The organism is Geomicrobium sp. JCM 19037, from assembly GCF_000698105.1.
Lineage (GTDB): Bacteria > Bacillota > Bacilli > Bacillales > Marinococcaceae > Geomicrobium_A.
Genome location: NZ_BAWZ01000028.1, coordinates 37,085 through 58,391, shown reverse-complemented (window position 1 = coordinate 58,391; position 21,307 = coordinate 37,085). Strand labels below are relative to the sequence as shown.

At 44.0% G+C, this 21,307-nt stretch carries 18 protein-coding genes and 6 pseudogenes; 15 read left to right on the top strand and 9 right to left on the bottom strand.

Annotated features, from left to right (window positions below):
- The first annotated feature begins 267 nt into the window (after positions 1 to 267).
- The 5 genes and pseudogenes from JCM19037_RS25875 (at position 268) to JCM19037_RS15355 (ending at position 3,841) form a co-directional block, all read left to right on the top strand.
- A complete protein-coding gene (locus tag JCM19037_RS25875) occupies positions 268 to 408 on the top strand; it encodes a hypothetical protein (protein ID WP_193744776.1) in 141 nt (46 codons plus the stop codon).
- Positions 409 to 531: 123 nt separating this feature from the next.
- A pseudogene (locus JCM19037_RS15365) lies at positions 532 to 1,757 on the top strand (dicarboxylate/amino acid:cation symporter).
- Between the two features lie 96 nt (positions 1,758 to 1,853).
- Complete coding sequence (locus JCM19037_RS27475) at positions 1,854 to 2,057, top strand: deoxyribodipyrimidine photo-lyase (RefSeq protein ID WP_238544746.1); 204 nt, start codon at positions 1,854 to 1,856, stop codon at positions 2,055 to 2,057.
- On the top strand, positions 2,024 to 3,301 hold the full coding sequence (locus JCM19037_RS15360; RefSeq protein WP_238544745.1) for a deoxyribodipyrimidine photo-lyase: 1,278 nt from the start codon (positions 2,024 to 2,026) through the stop codon (positions 3,299 to 3,301). The genes JCM19037_RS27475 and JCM19037_RS15360 overlap by 34 nt, the downstream gene beginning before the upstream one ends.
- Before the next feature lie 162 nt (positions 3,302 to 3,463).
- Positions 3,464 to 3,841 carry a cytochrome c gene (locus JCM19037_RS15355; protein ID WP_052363944.1) on the top strand — a complete coding sequence of 126 codons (378 nt, stop codon included), beginning with the start codon at positions 3,464 to 3,466 and terminating at the stop codon, positions 3,839 to 3,841.
- Between the two features lie 48 nt (positions 3,842 to 3,889).
- Here JCM19037_RS15355 and JCM19037_RS15350 read toward each other — a convergent pair whose 3' ends face one another.
- Positions 3,890 to 4,093 carry a hypothetical protein gene (locus JCM19037_RS15350; RefSeq protein ID WP_042402671.1) on the bottom strand — a complete coding sequence of 68 codons (204 nt, stop codon included), beginning with the start codon at positions 4,091 to 4,093 and terminating at the stop codon, positions 3,890 to 3,892.
- Positions 4,094 to 5,313: 1,220 nt separating this feature from the next.
- Here JCM19037_RS15350 and JCM19037_RS25185 point away from each other — a divergent pair.
- The 3 genes and pseudogenes from JCM19037_RS25185 to JCM19037_RS25175 form a co-directional block, all read left to right on the top strand.
- Positions 5,314 to 5,757: an ABC transporter substrate-binding protein gene (locus JCM19037_RS25185; protein WP_052363943.1), complete on the top strand. Its 444-nt coding sequence runs from the start codon at positions 5,314 to 5,316 to the stop codon at positions 5,755 to 5,757.
- Between the two features lie 23 nt (positions 5,758 to 5,780).
- A complete protein-coding gene (locus JCM19037_RS25180) occupies positions 5,781 to 5,981 on the top strand; it encodes a hypothetical protein (RefSeq protein ID WP_193744775.1) in 201 nt (66 codons plus the stop codon).
- Positions 5,975 to 6,916 (top strand): annotated as a pseudogene (locus JCM19037_RS25175) (ABC transporter substrate-binding protein); the annotation flags it as partial. The gene JCM19037_RS25180 and the pseudogene JCM19037_RS25175, both read left to right, overlap by 7 nt.
- Positions 6,917 to 6,962: 46 nt before the next feature.
- On the opposite strand, the pseudogene JCM19037_RS15335 reads toward JCM19037_RS25175, so the two are convergent.
- A pseudogene (locus tag JCM19037_RS15335) lies at positions 6,963 to 7,879 on the bottom strand (aldo/keto reductase family oxidoreductase).
- Between the two features lie 211 nt (positions 7,880 to 8,090).
- Between JCM19037_RS15335 and JCM19037_RS15330 the strand changes: the two are divergent.
- Positions 8,091 to 8,843, top strand: coding sequence for a protein kinase (locus JCM19037_RS15330; protein WP_373901031.1), 753 nt, complete (start codon positions 8,091 to 8,093; stop codon positions 8,841 to 8,843).
- 46 nt (positions 8,844 to 8,889) lie between these two features.
- Here JCM19037_RS15330 and JCM19037_RS15325 read toward each other — a convergent pair whose 3' ends face one another.
- On the bottom strand, positions 8,890 to 9,450 hold the full coding sequence (locus tag JCM19037_RS15325) for a hypothetical protein (RefSeq protein WP_042402665.1): 561 nt from the start codon (positions 9,448 to 9,450) through the stop codon (positions 8,890 to 8,892).
- Between the two features lie 324 nt (positions 9,451 to 9,774).
- Here JCM19037_RS15325 and JCM19037_RS15320 point away from each other — a divergent pair.
- Both JCM19037_RS15320 and JCM19037_RS15315 read left to right on the top strand, forming a co-directional pair.
- Positions 9,775 to 10,686: pseudogene (locus JCM19037_RS15320) on the top strand (sugar phosphate isomerase/epimerase family protein).
- Position 10,687: 1 nt separating this feature from the next.
- Positions 10,688 to 11,710, top strand: coding sequence for a Gfo/Idh/MocA family protein (locus JCM19037_RS15315; protein ID WP_042402662.1), 1,023 nt, complete (start codon positions 10,688 to 10,690; stop codon positions 11,708 to 11,710).
- Between the two features lie 683 nt (positions 11,711 to 12,393).
- On the opposite strand, the pseudogene JCM19037_RS15310 reads toward JCM19037_RS15315, so the two are convergent.
- The 4 genes and pseudogenes from JCM19037_RS15310 to JCM19037_RS15300 form a co-directional block, all read right to left on the bottom strand.
- A pseudogene (locus JCM19037_RS15310) lies at positions 12,394 to 13,643 on the bottom strand (alkaline phosphatase).
- A complete protein-coding gene (locus tag JCM19037_RS28640) occupies positions 13,640 to 14,047 on the bottom strand; it encodes an alkaline phosphatase (protein ID WP_052363938.1) in 408 nt (135 codons plus the stop codon). Before JCM19037_RS28640 ends, JCM19037_RS15310 begins: the two are co-directional and overlap by 4 nt.
- A gap of 103 nt (positions 14,048 to 14,150) precedes the next feature.
- Positions 14,151 to 14,333, bottom strand: a complete 183-nt coding sequence (locus tag JCM19037_RS15305; protein WP_042402659.1) for a hypothetical protein — start codon at positions 14,331 to 14,333, stop codon at positions 14,151 to 14,153.
- A 26-nt stretch (positions 14,334 to 14,359) separates the two neighbouring features.
- A complete protein-coding gene (locus JCM19037_RS15300) occupies positions 14,360 to 14,995 on the bottom strand; it encodes a FusB/FusC family EF-G-binding protein (RefSeq protein WP_042402656.1) in 636 nt (211 codons plus the stop codon).
- A 121-nt stretch (positions 14,996 to 15,116) separates the two neighbouring features.
- Between JCM19037_RS15300 and JCM19037_RS15295 the strand changes: the two genes are divergently transcribed.
- Complete coding sequence (locus tag JCM19037_RS15295) at positions 15,117 to 16,517, top strand: APC family permease (RefSeq protein ID WP_042402653.1); 1,401 nt, start codon at positions 15,117 to 15,119, stop codon at positions 16,515 to 16,517.
- A 601-nt stretch (positions 16,518 to 17,118) separates the two neighbouring features.
- Here JCM19037_RS15295 and JCM19037_RS15290 read toward each other — a convergent pair.
- Positions 17,119 to 17,721, bottom strand: a complete 603-nt coding sequence (locus JCM19037_RS15290; RefSeq protein WP_042402651.1) for a hypothetical protein — start codon at positions 17,719 to 17,721, stop codon at positions 17,119 to 17,121.
- 334 nt (positions 17,722 to 18,055) lie between these two features.
- Between JCM19037_RS15290 and JCM19037_RS15285 the strand changes: the two genes are divergently transcribed.
- The 3 genes from JCM19037_RS15285 to JCM19037_RS15275 all read left to right on the top strand — a co-directional run bounded on the left by JCM19037_RS15285 (position 18,056) and on the right by JCM19037_RS15275 (position 19,351).
- Complete coding sequence (locus JCM19037_RS15285) at positions 18,056 to 18,718, top strand: cation transporter (RefSeq protein WP_052363937.1); 663 nt, start codon at positions 18,056 to 18,058, stop codon at positions 18,716 to 18,718.
- Positions 18,719 to 18,795: 77 nt separating this feature from the next.
- Positions 18,796 to 19,056, top strand: coding sequence for a hypothetical protein (locus tag JCM19037_RS15280; protein ID WP_042402648.1), 261 nt, complete (start codon positions 18,796 to 18,798; stop codon positions 19,054 to 19,056).
- On the top strand, positions 19,025 to 19,351 hold the full coding sequence (locus JCM19037_RS15275; protein ID WP_042402645.1) for a DUF3817 domain-containing protein: 327 nt from the start codon (positions 19,025 to 19,027) through the stop codon (positions 19,349 to 19,351). The genes JCM19037_RS15280 and JCM19037_RS15275 overlap by 32 nt, the downstream gene beginning before the upstream one ends.
- Positions 19,352 to 19,393: 42 nt before the next feature.
- On the opposite strand, the pseudogene JCM19037_RS15270 reads toward JCM19037_RS15275, so the two are convergent.
- A pseudogene (locus JCM19037_RS15270) lies at positions 19,394 to 21,197 on the bottom strand (UbiD family decarboxylase).
- Positions 21,198 to 21,307 lie beyond the last annotated feature (110 nt).

Here is a 21,307-nt window from a genome sequence, read left to right as displayed (position 1 = left end):
CCTGGCCACCGATGTCGCCTTATACTTTGGAGTGCAAGCATCCGCCAGCATTGGAAAGCAACAATCAATAGCGCTAATGAGGAATATGTAAAGTTCAGCTTATTTAGGTAGTATAAATCATCACCTTCCTCCTTTTTTCAACAAAAAGAACAAAGATTACGAGACAAGACTAGAGGTTATTTGTACTAGATTTTGCGGAATACATAGAGTAGGAACTTCATACCTTTAAGAAAGTAGACACTAAAGGAGATTATGAAGGTGGTAGAGATGATGAAAGAATTAAAAACAATTGTAGACCAATACTTTGACATTGAAAGTGACGGTGAGGGTCAGAAGTGGTTTTATGGCGTTGCTGTAACTGCGCTCTTCTTTATCCTCTTTACAACCGCACTTCTCATAGCGTTATAACTGTGGGCGGGTAGGCCGATCTCTAAGTGAGATCGGCCTATTTTACTGAAAATATAGACAAAAACAAGGAATAGAGTATACATATGAAGAAATGAAAGGTGACATATATAATAGGAGGGGAATATGAAACGAATTTCATTAATGAATCAAATCTTCATCGCCTTCGGTTTAGCTGTTTTGTTCGGTGTAATCTTTGGTCCTAGCATGACGATTGTTGAACCGCTAGGTGACTTGTTTTTGCGTCTCATTCAATTTGTTATTGCACCGCTCGTACTTGCTTCATTAATCGTCGGGGTGACGAGCTTAGGTTCTGGAAAACAGATGCTAAGACTTGGAGGGAAGACGGTCGCATTCTTTTTACTTACTTCATTCGTAGCCGTCGGTATTGGATTGTCGATGGGCTACTTGTATCAACCAGGAACAAATGTTGAAATTGCAGAGCCTACAACAGAAGAGGCCGAAGAAGAAGTCGACGAACTTGATGAAAGCATCGTCGATATTCTCATTAACATTGTGCCCGAAAATCCATTTGCCGGTTTGGCACAAACGGAAATGCTGCAGATTATTTTCTTTGCACTTGCACTCGGTGTAGGCATCTTGCTCGTCGGTGAGAAAGCAGAGCCAGTGAAAAAGTTTTTCGATGGGTTGGCTGAAGTGATGTTTAAGGTGACGTCAGGGATTATGATGGTGGCACCACTTGGGGTTTTCGGTATTCTAGCCCCGGTTGTCGGAGAGTATGGCCTTGAAGTTCTCCTTCCGCTCATCATGGTTATTGTTGCAGTTGCTACTGGATGTTTATTGCACATCTTTGCCGTATACGCATCCATTGTAAAATTGCTCGGCAAGATTTCACCAATTAAATTTTTGAAGGGGATGAGTCCTGCATTTCTCTTTGCATTTTCGAGTGCGAGTAGTGCAGCAACACTCCCGTTATCAATGAAAAATGCTCAAGAAAATGTAGGCGTTTCAAAAAGCACCTCCAGTTTCGTATTACCGTTCGGGGCAACGATCAACATGGATGGCACCGCTCTTTACAACGGTGTAGCCGTCGTATTCATCGCCCAATTTTATAGTGAGTCGTTATCAGCTTTGGATATTGTGACCGTAATGCTCGTTGCCACCCTCGCCGCAATAGGTACCGCGGGTGTACCAGGAGCAGGTTGATTATGCTGACGATCACATTGGCGGCCGTAGGCTTACCACTTGAAGGCATTGCTCTTGTTGCTGCCATTGATCGAATTCTCGACATGATGAGAACAGCGACAAATATTCTTGGAGACAGCGCATGTGCGGTGTACATTGATCGAAGTGAGCATAAAGACAAAGCATTTCAAGATGAAGCAGCTTAATTAGGAATATTCCCCGGGAAATATTTGTCGATTGAAGGGAGAGACAAGGTTTCCAGTTATAAAAAATTGGGAAAACGACAACGAGGAGGCGGTTAGATGAGCGTCAATGTTGTCTGGTTTCGAAGAGATCTTCGGTGGACCGATCATACAGCGCTGGCTCACGTATTAGATGATACGGAGCCAGCGGATTCAATACTCGCACTGTTTATTATAGACCCGAATATGACGAGTAGCTTCTCACGCGTCATGATTATTTTTACGAAACATTGCAATCGTTTGTTGAAGCAGGGGATAAGCTAGGGATCAACGTTCATTTTCTTTACGGATCGGTGGATGAAGTATTTCCTCTGCTTGTTGACGATTTTAACGTGCAAGCGGTGTATTTTAATCGAGACGAAAGCGGAGCCGGTCAGGATCGAGACCGTGAAGCAATAAAAGTATTAGAGTCAAAAGGCGTGGAGGTATATACGTTTATTGATCATCATCTTCACGGGGCGTTGGAAGTAACAAAAAAAGACGGGGAACGCTATCAAGTGTTCACCCCTTATTATAAGGCGTGGAGAAGGCTCACGAAACCAGCCCTAAACACGATTAATGTAGACGAATTAAAGGAGAAGTCTGTTAATTACCGGACATCCTTTGAGCGCGGGCAAGAAGCATACGGAAAACTGATGCAACAAAAGACCGGACGCTTTTCTGATCATGTCGGGGAACAGGCGGCACGAGAACGACTTGTTGCTTTTTTGAATGATGGACTGGTCAGTTATGATGAAGACCGAGATCGACCAGGGATTGATGGAACGAGTCAACTCTCCAAATATTTGCGAACCGGAGTGATATCACCAAGAATGGTATTCGAAGCGGTGCAAACAGCTGCCGAGAAAAAGGGTACGGATCAAGGAGCAGAAACGTTCATTCAAGAACTGGCGTGGCGTGATTTTTATAACATGGTCTCTTATGACCATCCAAATGGGAAAGATGAGGAATGGAAAGAACAATTCCGTGGAATGGAGTGGTCGTATGACGAAGACGAATGGGAGCGATGGAAAGAAGGGAACACTGGTTTTCCGATTGTTGACGCCGCGATGCGGCAATTAAATCAAGAAGGATGGATGCACAATCGTTTACGTATGGTGACAGCATCTTTTCTTACGAAAGACCTTCTCCAAGATTGGCGACAAGGAGAGAGGTATTTTCAAGATCAGCTCATCGATTATGATCCAGCATCAAATATCGGAGGTTGGCAATGGGCAGCCTCAACAGGAACAGATGCTGTCCCTTATTTTCGCGTGTTCAATCCAACACGCCAATCGGAGAGATTTGATCCTGATGGAACCTATATTAAGACGTATGTTCCAGAACTCCAGAATGTACCGGTTGACTATATTCATGAACCCCGTCGCATGCCAGAACATGTGCAGGAGAAGGCGAAGTGTGTGATTGGCTCTGATTATCCCGAACCGATCATCGACCATAAGGCACGTCGAAAAGCGGCAATTCAAATGTATGAAGAGAAAAAAGACGAATCCCGCTTTAGAAAGTGACAATTTTGTTACAGAACATCAACACTTACACTGGAGTCTTACAGTTTCCCTTTTCTTTTCTTTAAAACTAGTGGTTTAACGTGATAAAATAAAATTACAGAAGTGTGCACATACATACCTTGGTGTCGTATGCGCAAATGTAAGGGTAAAGGAGGGTACACCATGAAGAAACTACTTATCACAATGGGCGCACTTGCGTTTATTCTCGGTGGTTGTAACGAGGGTGCGGGTGATGTGCAAGAGCCAGTTGGAGATACGTTTGAAGATAGTGGCGGAAGCAGCGCTAGCGATGATAGCGGAGATTCTGGCGACGGCGAATCTGTTGACCTTGAACAAGGAGCTTCTGTTTATGAAGCGAGCTGCCTAAGCTGTCACGGAGATGACATGCAAGGAATGAACTCAACACCTGGTATCGAGGGTATTGCGGCTGATGATGTCCTAGCAGCAATTGATGAAGGTCCAGGTTCAATGCCTCCAGGCCTTGTATCAGGAGAAGATGCAGAAGCTGTTGCAGCTTATGTTGAAAACGGCGGAGAATAATTTATTCTTTAAAGACTCTGTGCAAACTACTTTGCACAGAGTCTTTTTTTAGATTTCATTAATGTAGAAAAACGAAACGTGATGCACATTAAGAGACGTATCATCATCAAGAGCAATAAATGGGCGATTTTCTGCAACAGCAGCGTTCATCAATTGTTGGTAATGATCTCGAACTTCTTCCTCATCATCAAATCGACTTTCTTCATGCTCAAGCTCTGCTTTATCCAACATCACAAACGTAATTTCAAACATAGCACCCTCCTTATGTGAATGTTTACTCGCTACTTCGCCAGCTCGTCACGTTCTTCCTGCTTGTTGGTAGTTTTTATCTAAGGTGGTAGAGTAAGTTGTAGAAAATTCACATTCAGTGGAGGTTTTATAAAGTTACTCTTATATCTATCACACGATAATGGCGGATTAAGCAAAGATCCCCCAATCGTAACAATTTGGGGGATCAGTCGTATTCTACTCTTGGGTAAATGTCTGTACTTCTACGACGCCGTCTTCACTTAAGACGCCATAGCGTATGGTTGCTCCCGTTGCTTCAACTAGCTCTCCATCTTCATACATCTCGATTTTTGTTATTTCGAAATCTGGATCTTCTGAATAATACGCAGGGTCAGACTTGATTTTCTCATCTACCGCCGTGTCATCGGTTGAGGGGGTGGATGCTCCGGATGTAAATGCTAAAGAGAAGATTAGCCTGTTGATAGCAATACAGTTCGGATGATGAACACCTCCTATACAATATAGTTAGCCAGAATAAAACCTGACGGGTAACATAATAACATAGAATATTCATTCTTGTTTAAATATTAAATGAAAAATTTGTAAATACATATTATCATTTAGGCGTTCAAGGTTTGTCGTAAACGACTAAGGGGAGGTGGTTAAAAGTAATTTATTTTAAACGAATTTATCAAGAAAAGCGACTGTTGAAGGAGGTCATCATTATCGATAATAAAGAAACGCCAGAACCGTTTTGGCGAAAAGTGATTAGACGTATCCATCTATGCGTATCGATTGTTTTATTCATCCTATATATTGTGCAAATCACACGTGAATTTGGAGAAAGTCATAGTAGTAGTTCATTTTATCCTGCGTTAATTATCGGTAGTCTCTGTACTTTTCTTATCATCATAACGATTGCAGATTATATGACGAAATACGATTGTTCGAAGAGAGAACTATCAATGAGGATATGTGGTGTTGCGGTCATCATTTTGATAGCCGTTATTGTGTTGTGAGCTTGAGTGAGTGATTAAGCTAGCGATATGCTGAAATACGAGAGTCCTAAATATTAAGTTCTCATTTTTAAAAATAGATACATGTACAGTATTTTCCTAAATCCATTTTCTCTACCTATATTGTAACTGCAGTGACTCATATTTGGTTAAAACAATAAAGTTGACAATTCCTATCGAGTTTGTACATAATAAGATCGGTTAAGAGATTCGGGAGGTGAATGAAAGATGATCAAAAATTGGAAAACATACATGTACTTACCGGTGCTGGCTGTCGTGTTGGTCGGGTGCGCAGGTGATGACTCTGAACAAGAGCAAGACCAAGAGTCTAATCAATCCACAAGCGAAAACGGGGTGGAAGAGGTAGAAGGTGGAGAAGCTGTGATGGCAATCTCCAGCGATCCGGTTGATTTGGATCCACACGGCTCTAATGACGGGCCATCGACCATTGTCCGCAGCAATATTTATGAGAATCTTGTTGAGCAAACGTCTGATCTTGAAATTGAACCTCACCTTGCAGAGAGTTATGAGCAAATTGATGATGTGACGTGGGAATTTATTTTAAGAGAAGATGTTACGTTTCATGATGGTGAATCGTTTAATGCCGAGCTGTCAAAGCCAACATTGAACGAGCGATCAACCCTGATGTATCCAATCGCCTATTTTTGTTAGATATGATCGATCGAGTTGAAGTGATGGATGAATATACGGTACACATTATTACGGAGTATCCATTTGGGGCGCTTCCTGCAAATCTCGCGCATGATACAGGTGGCATGATTAGCCCAGCCGCGATTGAAGATGAGGAGAATGGTGATACGAATATTGCGACGAACCTGTTGGGACTGGGGCGTTTACATTTGATAGCTGGGATCAAGGGTATGAAGTCGTTCTAACGAAAAATGAAGATTACTGGGGTGAGGATGCACACCTAGACAGCGTTGCAATCCGAACGGTTCCGGAGCAAGGCACACGTGTCGGAATGCTATCCACCGGTGAAGCTCAAGTATCTCAAAGTTTAGAAGCGGCAAACGCCAATCAAGTAGAAGAGATGGAAGAAGCAGAGCTGGCTGTATATCCGAGTCTAGCGATGGATTATGTAGGTTTCAACACGCAAGTTGAGCCGTTTGACGATGTGCGAGTGCGCCAAGCGATTGCTCTTGCGATTGATCATGAAGCAATTGTAGAAGGATTGTTTGAAGGATATGGTTCAGTAGCAGACAGCCCGATTAATGATATGGTGTTTGGTTATCACGAAGACTTGGACGCTCCAGAATATGACCCTGAACGTGCCGCAGAGTTGTTAGCAGAAGCAGGATACGAAGATGGCTTTGAAACGAGCATTTGGACGAGTGATATCAATTCTAATTATGTGTTTATCGCCGAAATTGTTCAAGATCAGCTCACAGACATTGGGATCGATGCCGATGTACAAATTATGGAGTGGGCAACATTCCTTGAATCGACAGGGAACGGGGATCATGAAATGCAAGTGGCTGGCTGGACGACGGTCACGGCTGATGCAGATTACGGCCTTTATCCACTTTTCCATACTGATTATCAAGGTGCAGAAGGGAACCGTTCATTCTATTCTAATGATGAGTTGGATGCGATGCTAGAATCGGCTCGACAGGAAATTGACGAAGACGAGCGAATTGCACAATACCGTGAGATTCAAGAGTTTCTCCGAGAAGAGTTACCGATGGTAAGCATCGCTTTTCAAGATAACCTTTTCGGTGTTAGCTCCAATTTCGAAGGATATGATCGCCGTTCTAACGGGAAATTCCTTTTTAAAGACGCATACTTTACGGATGAAGAAGCTGGTTATTAACGGTGAGCACCCAATAGTAAACCGACCTCAGATGAGGTCGGTTTTTTCATGGCACAATATTGCCCGCCGCACGATAGCATTGAAACCACTCTGAGCGAGTGAGGTGAATGTTTGTGGCGTTAACCGCTTCTTGAAGGCGGTCGATTTGACGAGTCCCGGTTACGACTTGAATGTTGGCGGGATGGCGAACGATCCAAGCGTACGCAATCGTTGAAGGGGAGGTACTATATTTCTCCGCCAGGCGGTTGAGCACTTTATTAAGTTCTGGGAATCGCTTATCTCCGACAAACACACCATCAAAGAAGCCGGTTTGTAATGGGGACCAAGCTTGCACCGTAATGTCGTGAAGTCGGCAATAATCGAGAATTGAACTGTCGCGGTTAACTGCCTGGTCATTGTGCATATTGAGTGTCATGCCTGAGTCGATCATCGGAGTGTGTGTGATGCTTAATTGCAACTGGTTAATGACAAGTTTTTGTGAAAGATGTTTTTGTAGCAGCTCGATTTGCATAGGATTATGGTTGGATACACCAAAATAGCGCACCTTCCACTTTGTTCCAGCGCATCAAATGCTGCGCCCACTTGTTCAGGCTCCACGAGGGGGTCAGGGCGGTGTAACAATAAGATATCCAAATAGTCTGTGTTTAACCTTGATAAAATGCCGTCAACCGCTCTTACAATATGTTCTTTAGAGAAATCAAAAAAGCCACCTTTACCTTTGCGGATACCACACTTGCTCTGGAGAATGATTTCGTCGCGTTGCATCGTAGTCGCTTGAGAAAAAAGTCGTTCGCATTCACCATCTCCATAAATATCAGCGTGATCAAAAACGTTAATACCCATCTCAAAGGCAGTCGAAGTAAGTCTTTCGACTTCAACAGTGGATAACGTATTCATTCTCATGTTGCCCATAATGATGGAAGATGCTCGTAAGTCAGTGCCAGCAAGCTCAAAGTACTTCATCGTTTTACCTCCTCTATGACTTCAGTATGTACGGCTTGTCGAGCTTTGACAAGCTCCTTGATGAAGTCACAACGAAGGAAGCATGAAGGAATGAGAGGTGTGTGATACATTCAAGAAAGAAAAGTGAACACGGATGATAAGGAGAGATGTTCATGATCCAGCAAAGTGTTGATGGTGTAAGTTTTGCACTGAAAGAAGAACACAATTTCCGGTGGTTAAAAAACATGGCCGTGTGTTTAAGGTATGGGATGAGCAGGATTCTGGGAATCTCTGTTTTGGGGTTGAACGAAACGGAGTGAGGCGATTTATTAAGTATGCAGGGGCAAAGCCTTTGAAATTCAACGGAAAACCTGAAGATGCCGCTGCAAGGTTGGAAAAGGCAAAGCTTCGATATGAGTTTATGAAACATCCGAATCTTGTTCGACTCGTTCATCATGAAAAAGTTGGAGACGGATATATGTTGGAATTTGATTGGATTGAAGGCGTTAGCCTACGGAAATATTCTTTCGAAACACTCCCTCTTCATGAACGTTTACACATGCTAACTAACATTTTTACCTTTCATGAACATGTGGAAAAAAAGCAATTTGTCGCTGTTGATTTTTATGATGCGAGCATGATTTATGATGAATCGAGCCAGACACTAAAGGTTTGCGACATTGATTTATATGAAAAAATTCCTTACACGAATGAAATGGATAGGCTGTGGGGTTCGTCGCGATTTATGGCGCCGGAAGAATTCCAAATCGGTGAAGAGCTGGATGCTAGGACGAACGTGTATCGCATGGGAGCGACCGCATTTGTTTTACTCGGAAAAGATCAGAGTTTAGCAGAGAGTCCGATTCATAAAGTTGCCAAAAGAGCGATGAGTAAACAGAAGGAAGATCGTTTTCAATCCGTAAAAGCGTTTCATGATATTTGGAAACAAGCCGTTGACGTAAGTATGGAAGTACGGGGATATTAAAGAGTAAGGACCGCACCTATTTTCATTGTGCGGTCCATTTTGTTACTCAACGTGTCATCCGACCGTTGAGTAAATGCTGCTCTGGCTCACCAGTCGTGGCGTTAAGCGCAAATGTTTTCGTAAGTCCTCGATATTTGACTTCATATTCCCATAGCGGCATATAGCTTAAAAATGAGTCTTCAATTAAATAATCGGGCTTTTTGTTCATATATTTTTTATTCAAATGTGTTTTTATATTAGCAATGTATGGCTCAATTTGTTTCACTGACGATAATTTGGGAGGAATTTTCACACCGATGGCGCCAATATATTCAAATGACGGGGCGTCAGTATGAAGCTGATGATGCCCAGAAATGGCATCAATGAAAGCCGTAATCACTGTTATTTTTGGTGAAAAAGGCTTTCGTTCAGCGATAACTTGTAATTTCACGACCCATATTGGATAGAACACTTTCTGTTTTCTTTTCATGAATTGTTCCAGTTCATCGGTTGCCATTTTCACTTTAAAAGACTTACGCACTTGTTTACGTAAAGTGTGCAAGCGTTCAGGTATTTTTTGTTCCGTCCCATCACCAATGACGAGCAGCTCATAACGAGTGGGGATCATAACGTGTCTCCTTCCTAGTTATGAAAAGCAAACATGGCCTCCTATTGCTCGGCAATGCGTGTGAAGACGAGCTACCATGAAGCATTTCATCTTATGTACTAAATGTATATGTGCAATTGACGTCTTTAGAATTTGTTGAGGAAATGAAGTGTTGAACTATAGGTGATGAGATTGGCATGTTGTTTAAGGGCGTTCAGTTGACGAGACAACTTGAGAAAGTTACGATAATTTCTGTATGAATATTCAGAAACAGAAAAGGTTTTCCCGTTGTTTTTCATAATATATAGCACAATATATTGAAATGAACTAAAGGAGAGATGATGAATGAAGGTTGGTTTGAGTTCTTACAGTGTACTAGAAGCGTTGAATGATGGAAGGTTAACGATTGTAGAAGCCATTTCTTGGGTCAAGGAGAATGGTGGATCGCACTTAGAGCTTGTCCCGTATGGCTATTCGGTTGTGGATAACTATGCACTTGCTGATGAGATTAAAGAGCGGGCAAAAGCGAGGAGATTGAATTGTCTGGTTATTGTATGCCTGCGAACTTTATCCAGCCGACAAGAGAGGCGTTTGAAGAAGAAGTAGAACGAATTAAAAAGCATGTAGACGTGGCACATCATATGCATAACGCTTCTTCGTCATGATGTTACTGCTTTTCGTTTGGAACGAGAACAGATGACCGTTCACTACTTTGATGACCATTTTGATGAGATGGTGGAAGGTTGCCAAGCGATTGCTGATTATGCAAAGGGATTGGGAATGACAACAACCATTGAAAATCATGGGTTTAATGTGCAATCGAGTGACCGTGTTCAACGGATTTTGCGTGCTGTGGACCGTGACAATTTCAAAACGACACTCGATATCGGTAATTTCCTATGCGCAGATGAAGACCCACTCGTCGGTATTCGTAAAAACCTAAATCAAGCAGCAACAGTCCATTTCAAAGATTTCTATGTACGTCCTTACTATGAGAATCCGGGAAGCGGAAAGTGGTTCCGTACGTCCAATGACAATTATTTGCGAGGCGCGATCGTTGGACATGGAGAACTTTCGATTCGCGAGGTGATTCGCCTCTTAAAAGCGCATGGATATGATGGCCATATCGTCGTTGAATTTGAAGGGATGGAAGACTGTCTAATCGGCTCAAAGATCGGAATGGAGAATACGCTTCGCCTATGGGAAGAAGTCAAGGCGGACAGTTGGAAAGTAGGACTCGAAGAGGTGAAAAACTAAGATGTTACATGTTGTTGTGATTGGGCTAGGTACAATTTCGGAGATGCACTTAAGCGCTTATGAGCAAAATCCGAACGTTCAGCTGTACGGTGTGTGTGATGTGAATGAGGAGCGGGCAGAGCGGGTAGCTGAAAAATATTCTGTGAAGAACGTATTCACTGACGCGACCGATGTGTTCAATGATGCAAACGTGCAGGCGGTAAGTATTTGTACGTGGAACAAAACACATGCACAACTTGCAATTCAGGCGTTAGAAGCTGGCGTAAACGTACTCGTTGAAAAACCACTCGCGATGAGCGTGGAGGAGGCCGAGCAAATTCAAGAAGCTGAGCGCACATCAAAAGCGATGCTTCAAGTCGGTTACGTACGGCGCTTCAGCTCCAATGCACAAGTGCTCAAGCAGTTTATAGATCGCGGGGAATTAGGAGAGGTATATTACGCAAAAGCATCGTACATTCGTCGAATTGGAAATCCTGGCGGCTGGTTTGCCGATCGTGAGCTTTCAGGCGGTGGCCCACTCATTGATCTCGGTGTACACCTCATTGACCTTTGTTGGTATATGATGGACCGACCGGCAGTGCAATCAGTCGCGGGACATAGTTATCACCGTTTAGGAAATCGAAGCAACATTAAGAACCTATCTTTCTATAAAGCAGCCGACTACGAAAGTTCAAAAAATAGCGTAGAAGATTTGGCAAATGGCTTGGTCACGTTTGAAAATGGTGCCTCAATGCAGTTCGATGTTTCCTATTCTTTGCATGCAAAAGAAGACGAAGTGCATATAAAGCTGTATGGAACGAAAGGTGGGGCAGAGTTGGAACCTGAACTCATCATTGTGACTGAAAGTGAAAATACGATCTTGAATATCCAGCCACAAATGGACCATCCGAACTTTCATTTCCAAAGCGCATTTCAAAATCAAATTGATGGTTTTGTATCAGCGGTACTCAATGAGGAAGTGTCCCCTGCACCTGTGGAGGATGGTATTGAATTGCTAAAAATTATCGAAAAAATTTATGAATAAGCTGTCTATATAGAATGAACTTAACATTTTCCTGATTGCGCAGTTTGTTGTTGCTTTCCACTGCAGGCGGATGCTTACACTCCACAGTATAAGTGCAACATCGGCGGCCAGAATACGCCCGCCGTGTTTTCTTTACACTCCAGAGCATAAGGGAGACACGGTTCACGTTTCTGCCTATTGGTTACGGTGTGGAAAGAAGCCCAAATGCCCCATATATCCATATTTGTGACATTTGAGAAAGAAAAATAATGATTTTACACGTGAATGCGCACATAAACGGTGTCAACTGTCACAAATATTGCAATTTGTGACAGTTGCGTGCCGAAAGTGCCCGGTTTGAGGCTGGATTGTCACATACGTGACCGGCCATCACATGCTTGTGCCAGATGGTGAGCCTCGGTCATGACTTTTTGCCCTTCGGCACGTTTTTCGTGTTGCCCGCAACCCTTGTAGTGACGAACAACGAGCGGCAACGAAGTTGTCGAAGTACAACGAGATGAAGTTCAACAGCCAATATGCAATCACTCACCCGCAAAGACCCATCTTGGTCATCCGATTCAATGAATTTCTTTAGTTCAACTTATATAGGAGAGAAATTTTCTTTCCCTCCAACAACAAGTAGTCCAGCAATAAAAAACCTCTAACTAGGTGATTCATCTCCTAGTTAGAGGTTTTTAAGTTCTTTAAGGGTTAATGTTCAGTTTGCCGTCGGCAATTTCACTATGAGTGTTGCCTTCGCTGTCGATTACCGTTACCTCAATTTCAGCTCCACTCGCTTGAAGGTTCGAGGTTGCAGTCCAGTAAGCTGTGTACACGCCCGGTTCAGTTTCAGTAACTGGAAGTTCTGTCGGAGCATTGGGAACGTTTACGAGTGGCGCGCGGATAGAGAACGATGCATCTAATCCTGGCTCGCTTTCAAATTGAATGCGGACGGATTCACCACTCTGCAAAGTCATATCTTCGGTCGGCTCGAGGTTGTGAATCGTGATGTCGCCATCTTCTTCATCTGCGTGAAGGGCATCAATCATCATTTTAGGTATCTCGGTATTGTCTAGTGTTGCACGGTATTGCTCCTCGGTAGGTCCGTACGCATATACAGGAACGTCTACAGCGGTATGACCGGTTGTTGTCCAGCCTACTAATGCACGGTCGCTAATGACACGTGCAATTCCTTCTTCTACAGTTTCAGCGTCTTCGAGAATGCGATCGGCTTCTTCGTCGGTAAGGTCATCGATGCCTGCATATGCTTGAAGCACTTCCTCTAGGTTCTCGTTGTCATCGTCGAGTTGTTCTGCCATGTAATCAATCGAGCGGGTGACGTTTTTAAGCACGTCACGCTCAAATCCATATTCTCCGTCCAACCCTAAAGACAGGCCTCCTGTGCCGTGATCAGCTGTAATTACAACGAGGGTATTCGGATCGGATTTTGCATAGTCTAAAGCAACCTCAATCGCTTCATCGAAAGCAATCGTATCGGTCATCATTTCTGCAGGGAAATTATCATGACCCGCATGATCAATTCTTCCACCTTCAACCATTAAAAAGAAACCGTCATCGTCTTTACTCAATCGTTCAATGGCTGTATTAGTCATTTCTGCGAGCGATGGTTGGTTTGTCGTTTCCCGGTCTAGTTCATACGCCATATGAGAGGTGCTGAATAATCCTAATAGCTTGTCACCTTCTGTTTGCAGTAGTTCATCACGATCGTAAAGTAGCTCGTATCCTGCCCCCTCAGCTTCTTCGATTAAGTCCCGTCCATCGTCTCGTTCTTCAGCTTCAAAGTGTTCAATTCCACCACCAAGTAACACGTCAACGTCATAATCTAACATTTGTGTGGCAATCTCATCTTCCATGCTCGATCTTCGACGTGAGACGCGAATGATGCAGGTGTTGCATGAGTAATGCGTGTTGTGGATACGAGACCAGTACTCATCCAAGATCTTGGGCAAAGCTTGTTATTGGTTTGACAGGTTCATAGACGCCTTCTTCATTTGGTGCCATTCCGACCACGTCATTGTCGGTTTTATGGCCGCTGGAAAGAGCGGTTCCTGCAGCTGCTGAATCAGTGACGATGTTGTCTAATGAATGTGTACGTGCATAACCGATGGAGGAAAACGTATCCATCGTGAGCGTTCCATAGTCATAGCCTTCGCCTAAGAAGTACGCAGCGGAAGACACTTGCTGAGGTCCCATCCCATCACCAATTAAATAGATGATGTTTTCAACATTCGGACCGTTTGCTTCTTCATTCGATGGGTTTACAGACGCAACGGTTGTTCCAATTGCTAGTGGCACGATCGTACCGATACTGATGATGGTTTTTAACGATGATCTCAATGTAAACACCTCTTTTTGTCAGTATTATTCCTAACGTATCATTTAAGAAGTATTAAATTAACGAAAATTAAGAAAAATCATCCGAAAATCCGCAAAAATAGTCTTAATCCCTACGTTTGAAACGAGATCCAACATACCCGACGATGAGCAGTAAGATCGAAGTCCACGCATAATCGCGCAGAAACTGCGACCCTGGAAATTCTAGAAATGTTGAAACGAACCGTCCGAAAAGGGCAAGCAGTCCAACAAGTAGCATCACATCAAATAGTATCCGGACGGTCTTCATGAAATCTTCTCCCTCAAGTCGTTGATTTAAGTCATTCGTTGGACAAATTCATGCAAGCGATGTAAAGACGTCATGCGCTCGTTGCACTCGACGGTGTCGATGCAAATGTAATTGCCCTTTTTCGTGTACGTATCACGGTTTCCTTGATGGTTTTTGCGCGCTGTGAACAGTCGCTGAGGTCCGTGATGATTACAAAGGGCGCAAACACCATGGACTGTGCGTGTAGAGAATGTCCCTTCGATACCGATATGTTTATGGTCAGGGTACGCGACGATGTAGCGCTTCTGGGTGCCTGGGTCTTCCCAGCTGAAATGAGAAATCCGTGTGAGTTCGGTTTGTTGAATTGGGGCGTTCTTCACTTTAGCTTTAGGAAATAATGTGGAAAGAATCTGTTCAGTGACGCGCGGAAAAGGAATTAAATACTCGTGTAAAGATGACAGATAAATCGTTGCAGTTTCTTCATCGACTACATTGTTAATCAAAGACAAATGAGAGATTTGTTCATCACTAAGGTTTTTGAATGTGTCTTGAATCTTATCAATCGTAAGCGATTGGACGGCGAGTTTGACGTCCGTATCCTGAACCGTTTTGTGTGTATGCACAACGGTCCGCGCTTGTTCTCGTATATAGTTATATTGGTCATTGCGAATGAATGGAATCATCGTGTGGCTCCTTCCGAACGAGCAGAAAACTGTACCCTTGAGTATATAGGAAGGAGGATTGCATGTACAAACATATAAATTTTCATATTATTATGTATAATGCAGGGAAGGAGGCGAGCGAATGTCTGAAAAGAGGCAACTGAAAAAAGTATTGAACCGTACGGACGCTCTCGTTCTATCATTAGGAGCCATGATTGGTTGGGGATGGGTCGTTCTTTCTGGAGGTTGGGTGACAGATGCCGGTGTTGTAGGTGCAGGTCTAGCGTTCCTTGTCGGTGGCGCCCTCGTATTAGTTGTTGGTCTGACGTATTCAGAGCTTGCATCAGCGATGCCAAAGGTCGGAGGCGAACATTCATATGCTCTTCGTGGCATCGGACCCCGAGGGTCGTTTATCGCTTCTTGGGCGATAGCGCTTGGGTATGTGAGTGTCGTGGCTTTTGAAGCGGTTGCTCTTCCGAACGTCGTAGAATACATTTTTCCGAATTATAAAGTAGGTTATATGTATACGATCACAGGCTATGATGTGTATGCGACCTGGGTTCTCGTCGGAATTGCCGGGTCTGTATTTATCGCTTGGATTAATTATGTCGGGATCAAATTTGCCTCGTTTGTACAAATGGTTCTGACGTTGATGATTATTCTCGTCGGTTTAATGCTCATCTTTGGCAGTGCGGCCAATGGCAGCATCGCCAATGCCGATCCGCTATGGGTGACAAGCACCGCGGGCCTTCTCACGGTTATGATTGCGACCCCCTTTCTATTCGTCGGGTTTGATGTCATACCCCAAGCAGCTGAAGAAATGAACATTAAGCCGCGTTCCATCGGTAAGCTTCTTATTATTTCTGTATTTTGTGCGATCCTATTTTACTTAGCAGTAATCTTTGCGGTCGGTTTTGGACTTGGACCTGAAGACCGTGAATTGTCGATACTGCCGACTGCCGATGCAATGGCGAATGTTTTTGGTGCCGACGTGTTCGGTCACATCCTCGTTCTTGGGGGAATTGCCGGAATCTTAACGAGTTGGAATGCGTTTATCATTGGAGGAAGTCGCGTCATTTTTGCGATGGCGGATACGAAGATGCTGCCCGCTTGGTTTGGCAAAGTTCATCCGAAACACGGGACACCTTCCAACGCCATCATTTTTATCGGTGGATTGTCCGTTGTGAGTCCGTTTTTTGGTGATCCGATGCTCGGTTGGCTCGTTGATGCGGGAGGACTAACAATTGTCGTTGCTTACTTAATGGTTGCCGTTTCATTTATTATGCTACGTCGCCGTTTACCAGAAATGGATCGGCCATTTCGGGCAGGAAGAAGCGTGTGGATTGGCTGGCTTGCGCTTTTAATGAGTCTGTTCTTCTTTGTGCAATATATGCCAGGGATGCCTGCTGGGCTCGGAATTCAAGAGTGGATGATCCTCGGCGGTTGGTGGGCCATTGGCGCATACTTTGCCATCACACGATACGAAACGTACAAAACCGTTACGTACGAAAAAGATGTCGATATTGATGAAAAGAGCGCGTAATCTATACGTGTTGAACTTTGCATCTACAAATAATAAAGATTATTCAAACCGTCACTCTCGATGCCAAAAGTATACGAAAAAGTTTGCATTTGTATCTGGGCTTTACCACCATTGAGGTGGTGCTTGCTCGAATAATCGTCTACTTGTATAATATATGGGTATTTCTAGGAGATCGGCGATCTAGACTACGCCCAGACTATCTATAAGTCGTTGGCCTATAAGACGTCGCGCGAGTCGCGCCGAACCGAATCCGATTTGGCTTCGGCATGACTCATGCCGACAGCTCCTTCTTTAACCAACATGGATAGATCACCAAATCGGCGTATGTCCCATGTCTGTGCAGGTGAAAAAACCTTGACGCTTTGCAAGAAAGCGTCAAGGTTTGTGGATAAATCCCCAGCTTTTCTTTCCGGGGAGGAGTCGTTTTGCCCACATATCCACACATAAGTCGGTAAACGGAGCTGAAGGAGTGAGTACATGCAGTGATTAACCCACATAGTTGTGAGTAAACCAATCCAAGTGGCGCGTACCCGCACACAGCACCTGTGCACAACGGCAACCACGACTTGCGCTATCCGCGATTACGACCTATAACTTCTGCCTATTCCAGACTTAACACTTCACCGTCGGTCGTCTCAATAATAAACCCTTTGTCTCGTAGCACCTCTTGGTCAACGCGCAAGAATTGGCGAGGCATATTTAAGTCTGACTCGTCAGCATCTTCATCAGGCTCATCATTGTGCTCGACTTCAATGCGAACGGTGTCTTCATCCTCGATAATAATATGTTGTGCACGGAATGAATGTCCGAGGTATTCCTCATCACCAATCTGATACACGAGCACATCTTCTTCGCCAAAATCGAACGTATTTTCATAATCATCCGGGTAATCTTCTTCAGTGTAAAGCCAGACGCCAGGTTCAGCGTAATAATCTGGAGATCCGAGTATCCAATTCACATGTTGAAACTCAATCGTATCGTCATGGTCTGTAGGGGAGACAGCGGTAGGCTCCGTAGCAGAATCATCGTCTTCACCGTCTTCCTCCTCCTCAACAGGCTCTTCCTCGTCTTCAACTTCTTCAACTGTTTCTTGTTCCTCTTCTTCCGTTACTTCTTCCTCTTCTTCCCTTACTTCTTCTGAATTTCCGCAAGCTGCAACTGCGACGAAGCAACTGGCGAATCCGATCATGCGAAACTTTTTCATATCGTATCCTCCTACAATTGTCATCTTCGTTAAAATGTACCAAAAATGAATACAAGAAAGTGACATTTTACTGAATTCATCAAAAATAAGCAGGAGGACATGAGTATAAATTCACAGATTGACAGACATTAAAAAGATGAGGCGGCGGAAAACTTGTGTTTGTCATGAATCTATATTCCTACAAATAATTTCGGACAAAATTAGACAACCGTGTGAGCGTATGTTACAATGATTGATATTCAGTCACTTCGAGCGCTGTATCGCTTGGGGTGGCTCTAATTAAAATCATATAATGACTGACAGTCAGTCATAAAAACAAAAGAGGTCGAGAAAAATGGGCAAAACGATTACGTCAAAGTTGTTGTTTTTGTCAGTATTTACCGCATTTATATTTGCAATTGTAGGGATCATTTGGGGACTGTTGAGTTCTTCACAAATGATCTTATTTGATGGCGTGTACTCCGTGATTAGTCTCATCATGTCACTCATCGCCTTGCTTGGGTCCATGTATGTTGATAAAGAAGACAGTGGCCGTTTTCCGTTCGGGAAGGCGACAATTGAACCGGCGATTGTTATTGTTCAAGGTGTTGTTATTAGCATTCTTTGTGTGGCAGCGATCTCCTCGTCGATCACATCCATGATGAGCGGAGGTCGTGAAGTAGCACTCGGTAGTGCATTAGGCTATGGAATCTTTTCTTTAGTCATCTGTTTTGCGATTCAATATGTGATGAAAAAGAATCGTCATCACTCAGAGTTTATTAAAGCTGAAGCTGCGCAATGGCTCATGGATACGTTACTAAGCGTAGCGGTAGTTGTTGGATTCATTGGTGCATTGCTTTTACAAAGCACGTCCGTTGCGTGGATTATTCCTTATATTGATCCGTTCATGGTACTGCTTGCCGGACTGTACTTCCTCTCTGTCCCGATTACGCTCATTAAACGCAACGGCCGAGAACTGTTGCGAATGACGCCTGACAGTGAAACGCAGACAAGGTAGAGTCACACGTACAGAAACTAAAAAAGAACTATCACATCGAAGGTGCGTCTGTAAGAAGTTCTAAAGTCGGGCGAACGATGTATATTGACATTGACTTCTTATTGGATCGTACGTCAACCGTTCGAACGGTTGAAGATATGGATCAGGTGCGTGAAGAGTTGGACTTGGCGTTCCATGACATGTCACAAAAACGATGGGTGAACGTCTCATTTACTAGAAAGAAAAAATGGGCCGGGAATGTTCATAAATTTGTCGAACGATCCGTCTCACTCATCTTGTACAGTAGAGTGAAGGGGGTAGGTGCTCTTGAAGAATTTTCAACTACGTTGGTTTCGTAGAGTCGGTCTCATTGAAGGCTTGTCTCTCATTACACTATTATTTATTGCAATGCCGCTAAAATATATGGCAGGAATGGATCAAGTCGTTTCTGTTGTTGGCATGGCTCATGGCGTTCTTTATCTGCTGTATATGGCGTTTGTCTTTCTTGTCACACTCACTGTTCGGTGGTCATGGAAGTGGTTTATCGGAGCGAGTGCCGTCGCATTCATCCCATTCGGGAACTTTGTACTTGATGCCCGATTAAAAAAAGCAGACTTTGCACGTGAAGAAGTAGATGTCGCTGCGGTAAAATAAAAAAGGGTACGTATGGGCAGCAAACCCATCCGTACTCTTTTTTTAATTCATCGGAAAAAATCGTTCTATACGTTTTTCAACGTCCTCATCTTCAATGAGCGGTGGAGCGTGGTGTGGTTTCAGCCGTGCATCAATGATCATCGCATCACATCCCCAATGTTTGTGGAGCGTGAAACTGTTCACACCGTGCATATCGTGGGAAGGATTGCTTCGTGTGAAAGTTGTCCACAGAAAGTTGTCCAGTGATCGACTTGCAAATGCACTATCGTCGGTAAGGACGAGCAGCGGGTAATGATTCACATCGTTGTTGGCTGCAATTTTTGCTGAGAGGGCGTCGATTTCCTTTGCTGTCGTGTTTTCATCCACATAATCCCCAATCTCCATGGTGATAACCCCTGGCATGACCAGGTTTGGATTGTGGATATCCTTCGTGTTCTTCAACGTATCTGGCACGTCTGTGCATAACTCCCGCTTTTTATCCCCAATTGCAGCGATGACGACTTTACTCCCGCTGTTCAACCCTGTTCCAGAATAGTCGAGTGTATCGATTGTCGTGTTCGTCTGGAAGTGAAGATCTCGGTGTAAGTCAATCCGTTCCAGTACATATTGTAGAAAAGCGGCTTCATCATGTGTGCTCACATCGTCGTCATCAGACGTGATGAACAAATATTTGGCAAGACTTAATTGCCCGAAGCGAGAATCCGGTTCGCGGTCGTCAGCAATTCCATCGGCCGTTTTACATCTTCAAATGGTGTGTACCGCTCACTACCGATCGCAAACAGAAGCGGATGAACACCAGCTGCATCAATGGCGTGCACTTCTTTTACGCCGGGCAACTCTTGTGTGACGGCTTCGCCAGTTAATTCATGAATGACCGCTCCAAATGTCGTATCTTCCTGCGGCGGGCGACCGACGACCGTAAACGGATAAATCGCATCTGGACGTGCGTACACTTTGTTAACATGCATGACGGGGAACTCATGAGTCAAACTGTAATAACCGAGGTGATCTCCAAACGGGCCTTCAGGTTTCGTGTCATCAGGATAGATGTCACCGGTAATGACAAAATCAGCGTCGTGGCTTATGCAATAGCCATCTTCATAACTATGACGGAATCGTCTTCCTGACAGCAGCCCAGCAAATAGCATTTCACTAAGCCCTTCAGGAAGCGGCATGACCGCACTTAATGTATGAGCTGGGGGACCGCCAATAAAGATGCTTACCTTTAACGCTCGCCCTTTTTGACAGCTTTCGATTGATGCACACCGATGCCACGGTGAATTTGATAGTGCAAACCGATTTCTTTTCCTTCTTCATAGTCGTTTCCATTAAGCTGTACACGGTACATCCCAAGATTGGCATTCATAATGCCCGGCTTGTCCGGATCTTCACTATACACTTGTGGTAACGTAATAAATGCACCACCATCATCCGGCCAAGACTTGATCATCGGCAAGTCTGTAAGAGGAATCTCTTCCAGCTTAGAATGCTTCACACCTGGCAGCCGCATCGGCAACGCCTTAACTGCTGAGAAGCCAGTCGTTGCATTCTTTAATGGATGCTTTAATGCTTTCATCGGATCATCGCGCATGGAAATTACATCGTTGACCCCGTCCCACGTCTTGCGGAACATGTATTTCGTTCGTTTAGACGTACCATATAGGTTGGCGACGGCTCGATACTTCGACCCTTTTACATTCTCAAAAAGAATCGCCGGTCCTTGCTCCTTGTATGCACGACGTTGAATCGCTGCCATTTCTAAGTTCGGATCAACTTCTTCTTTAATGCGGATGAGTTCGCCTGCTTTTTCCAAATCATTGATGCAATCTTCAAGGGTTTGATACATGCGATTCAGCCTTTCATAACGTGATATGTCTATCATATCACGACAACTGTAGGAACCGTGAAGGGCTTTACACGGATGAAAGAACGTGGTATTATAATATGTCCAGAGGG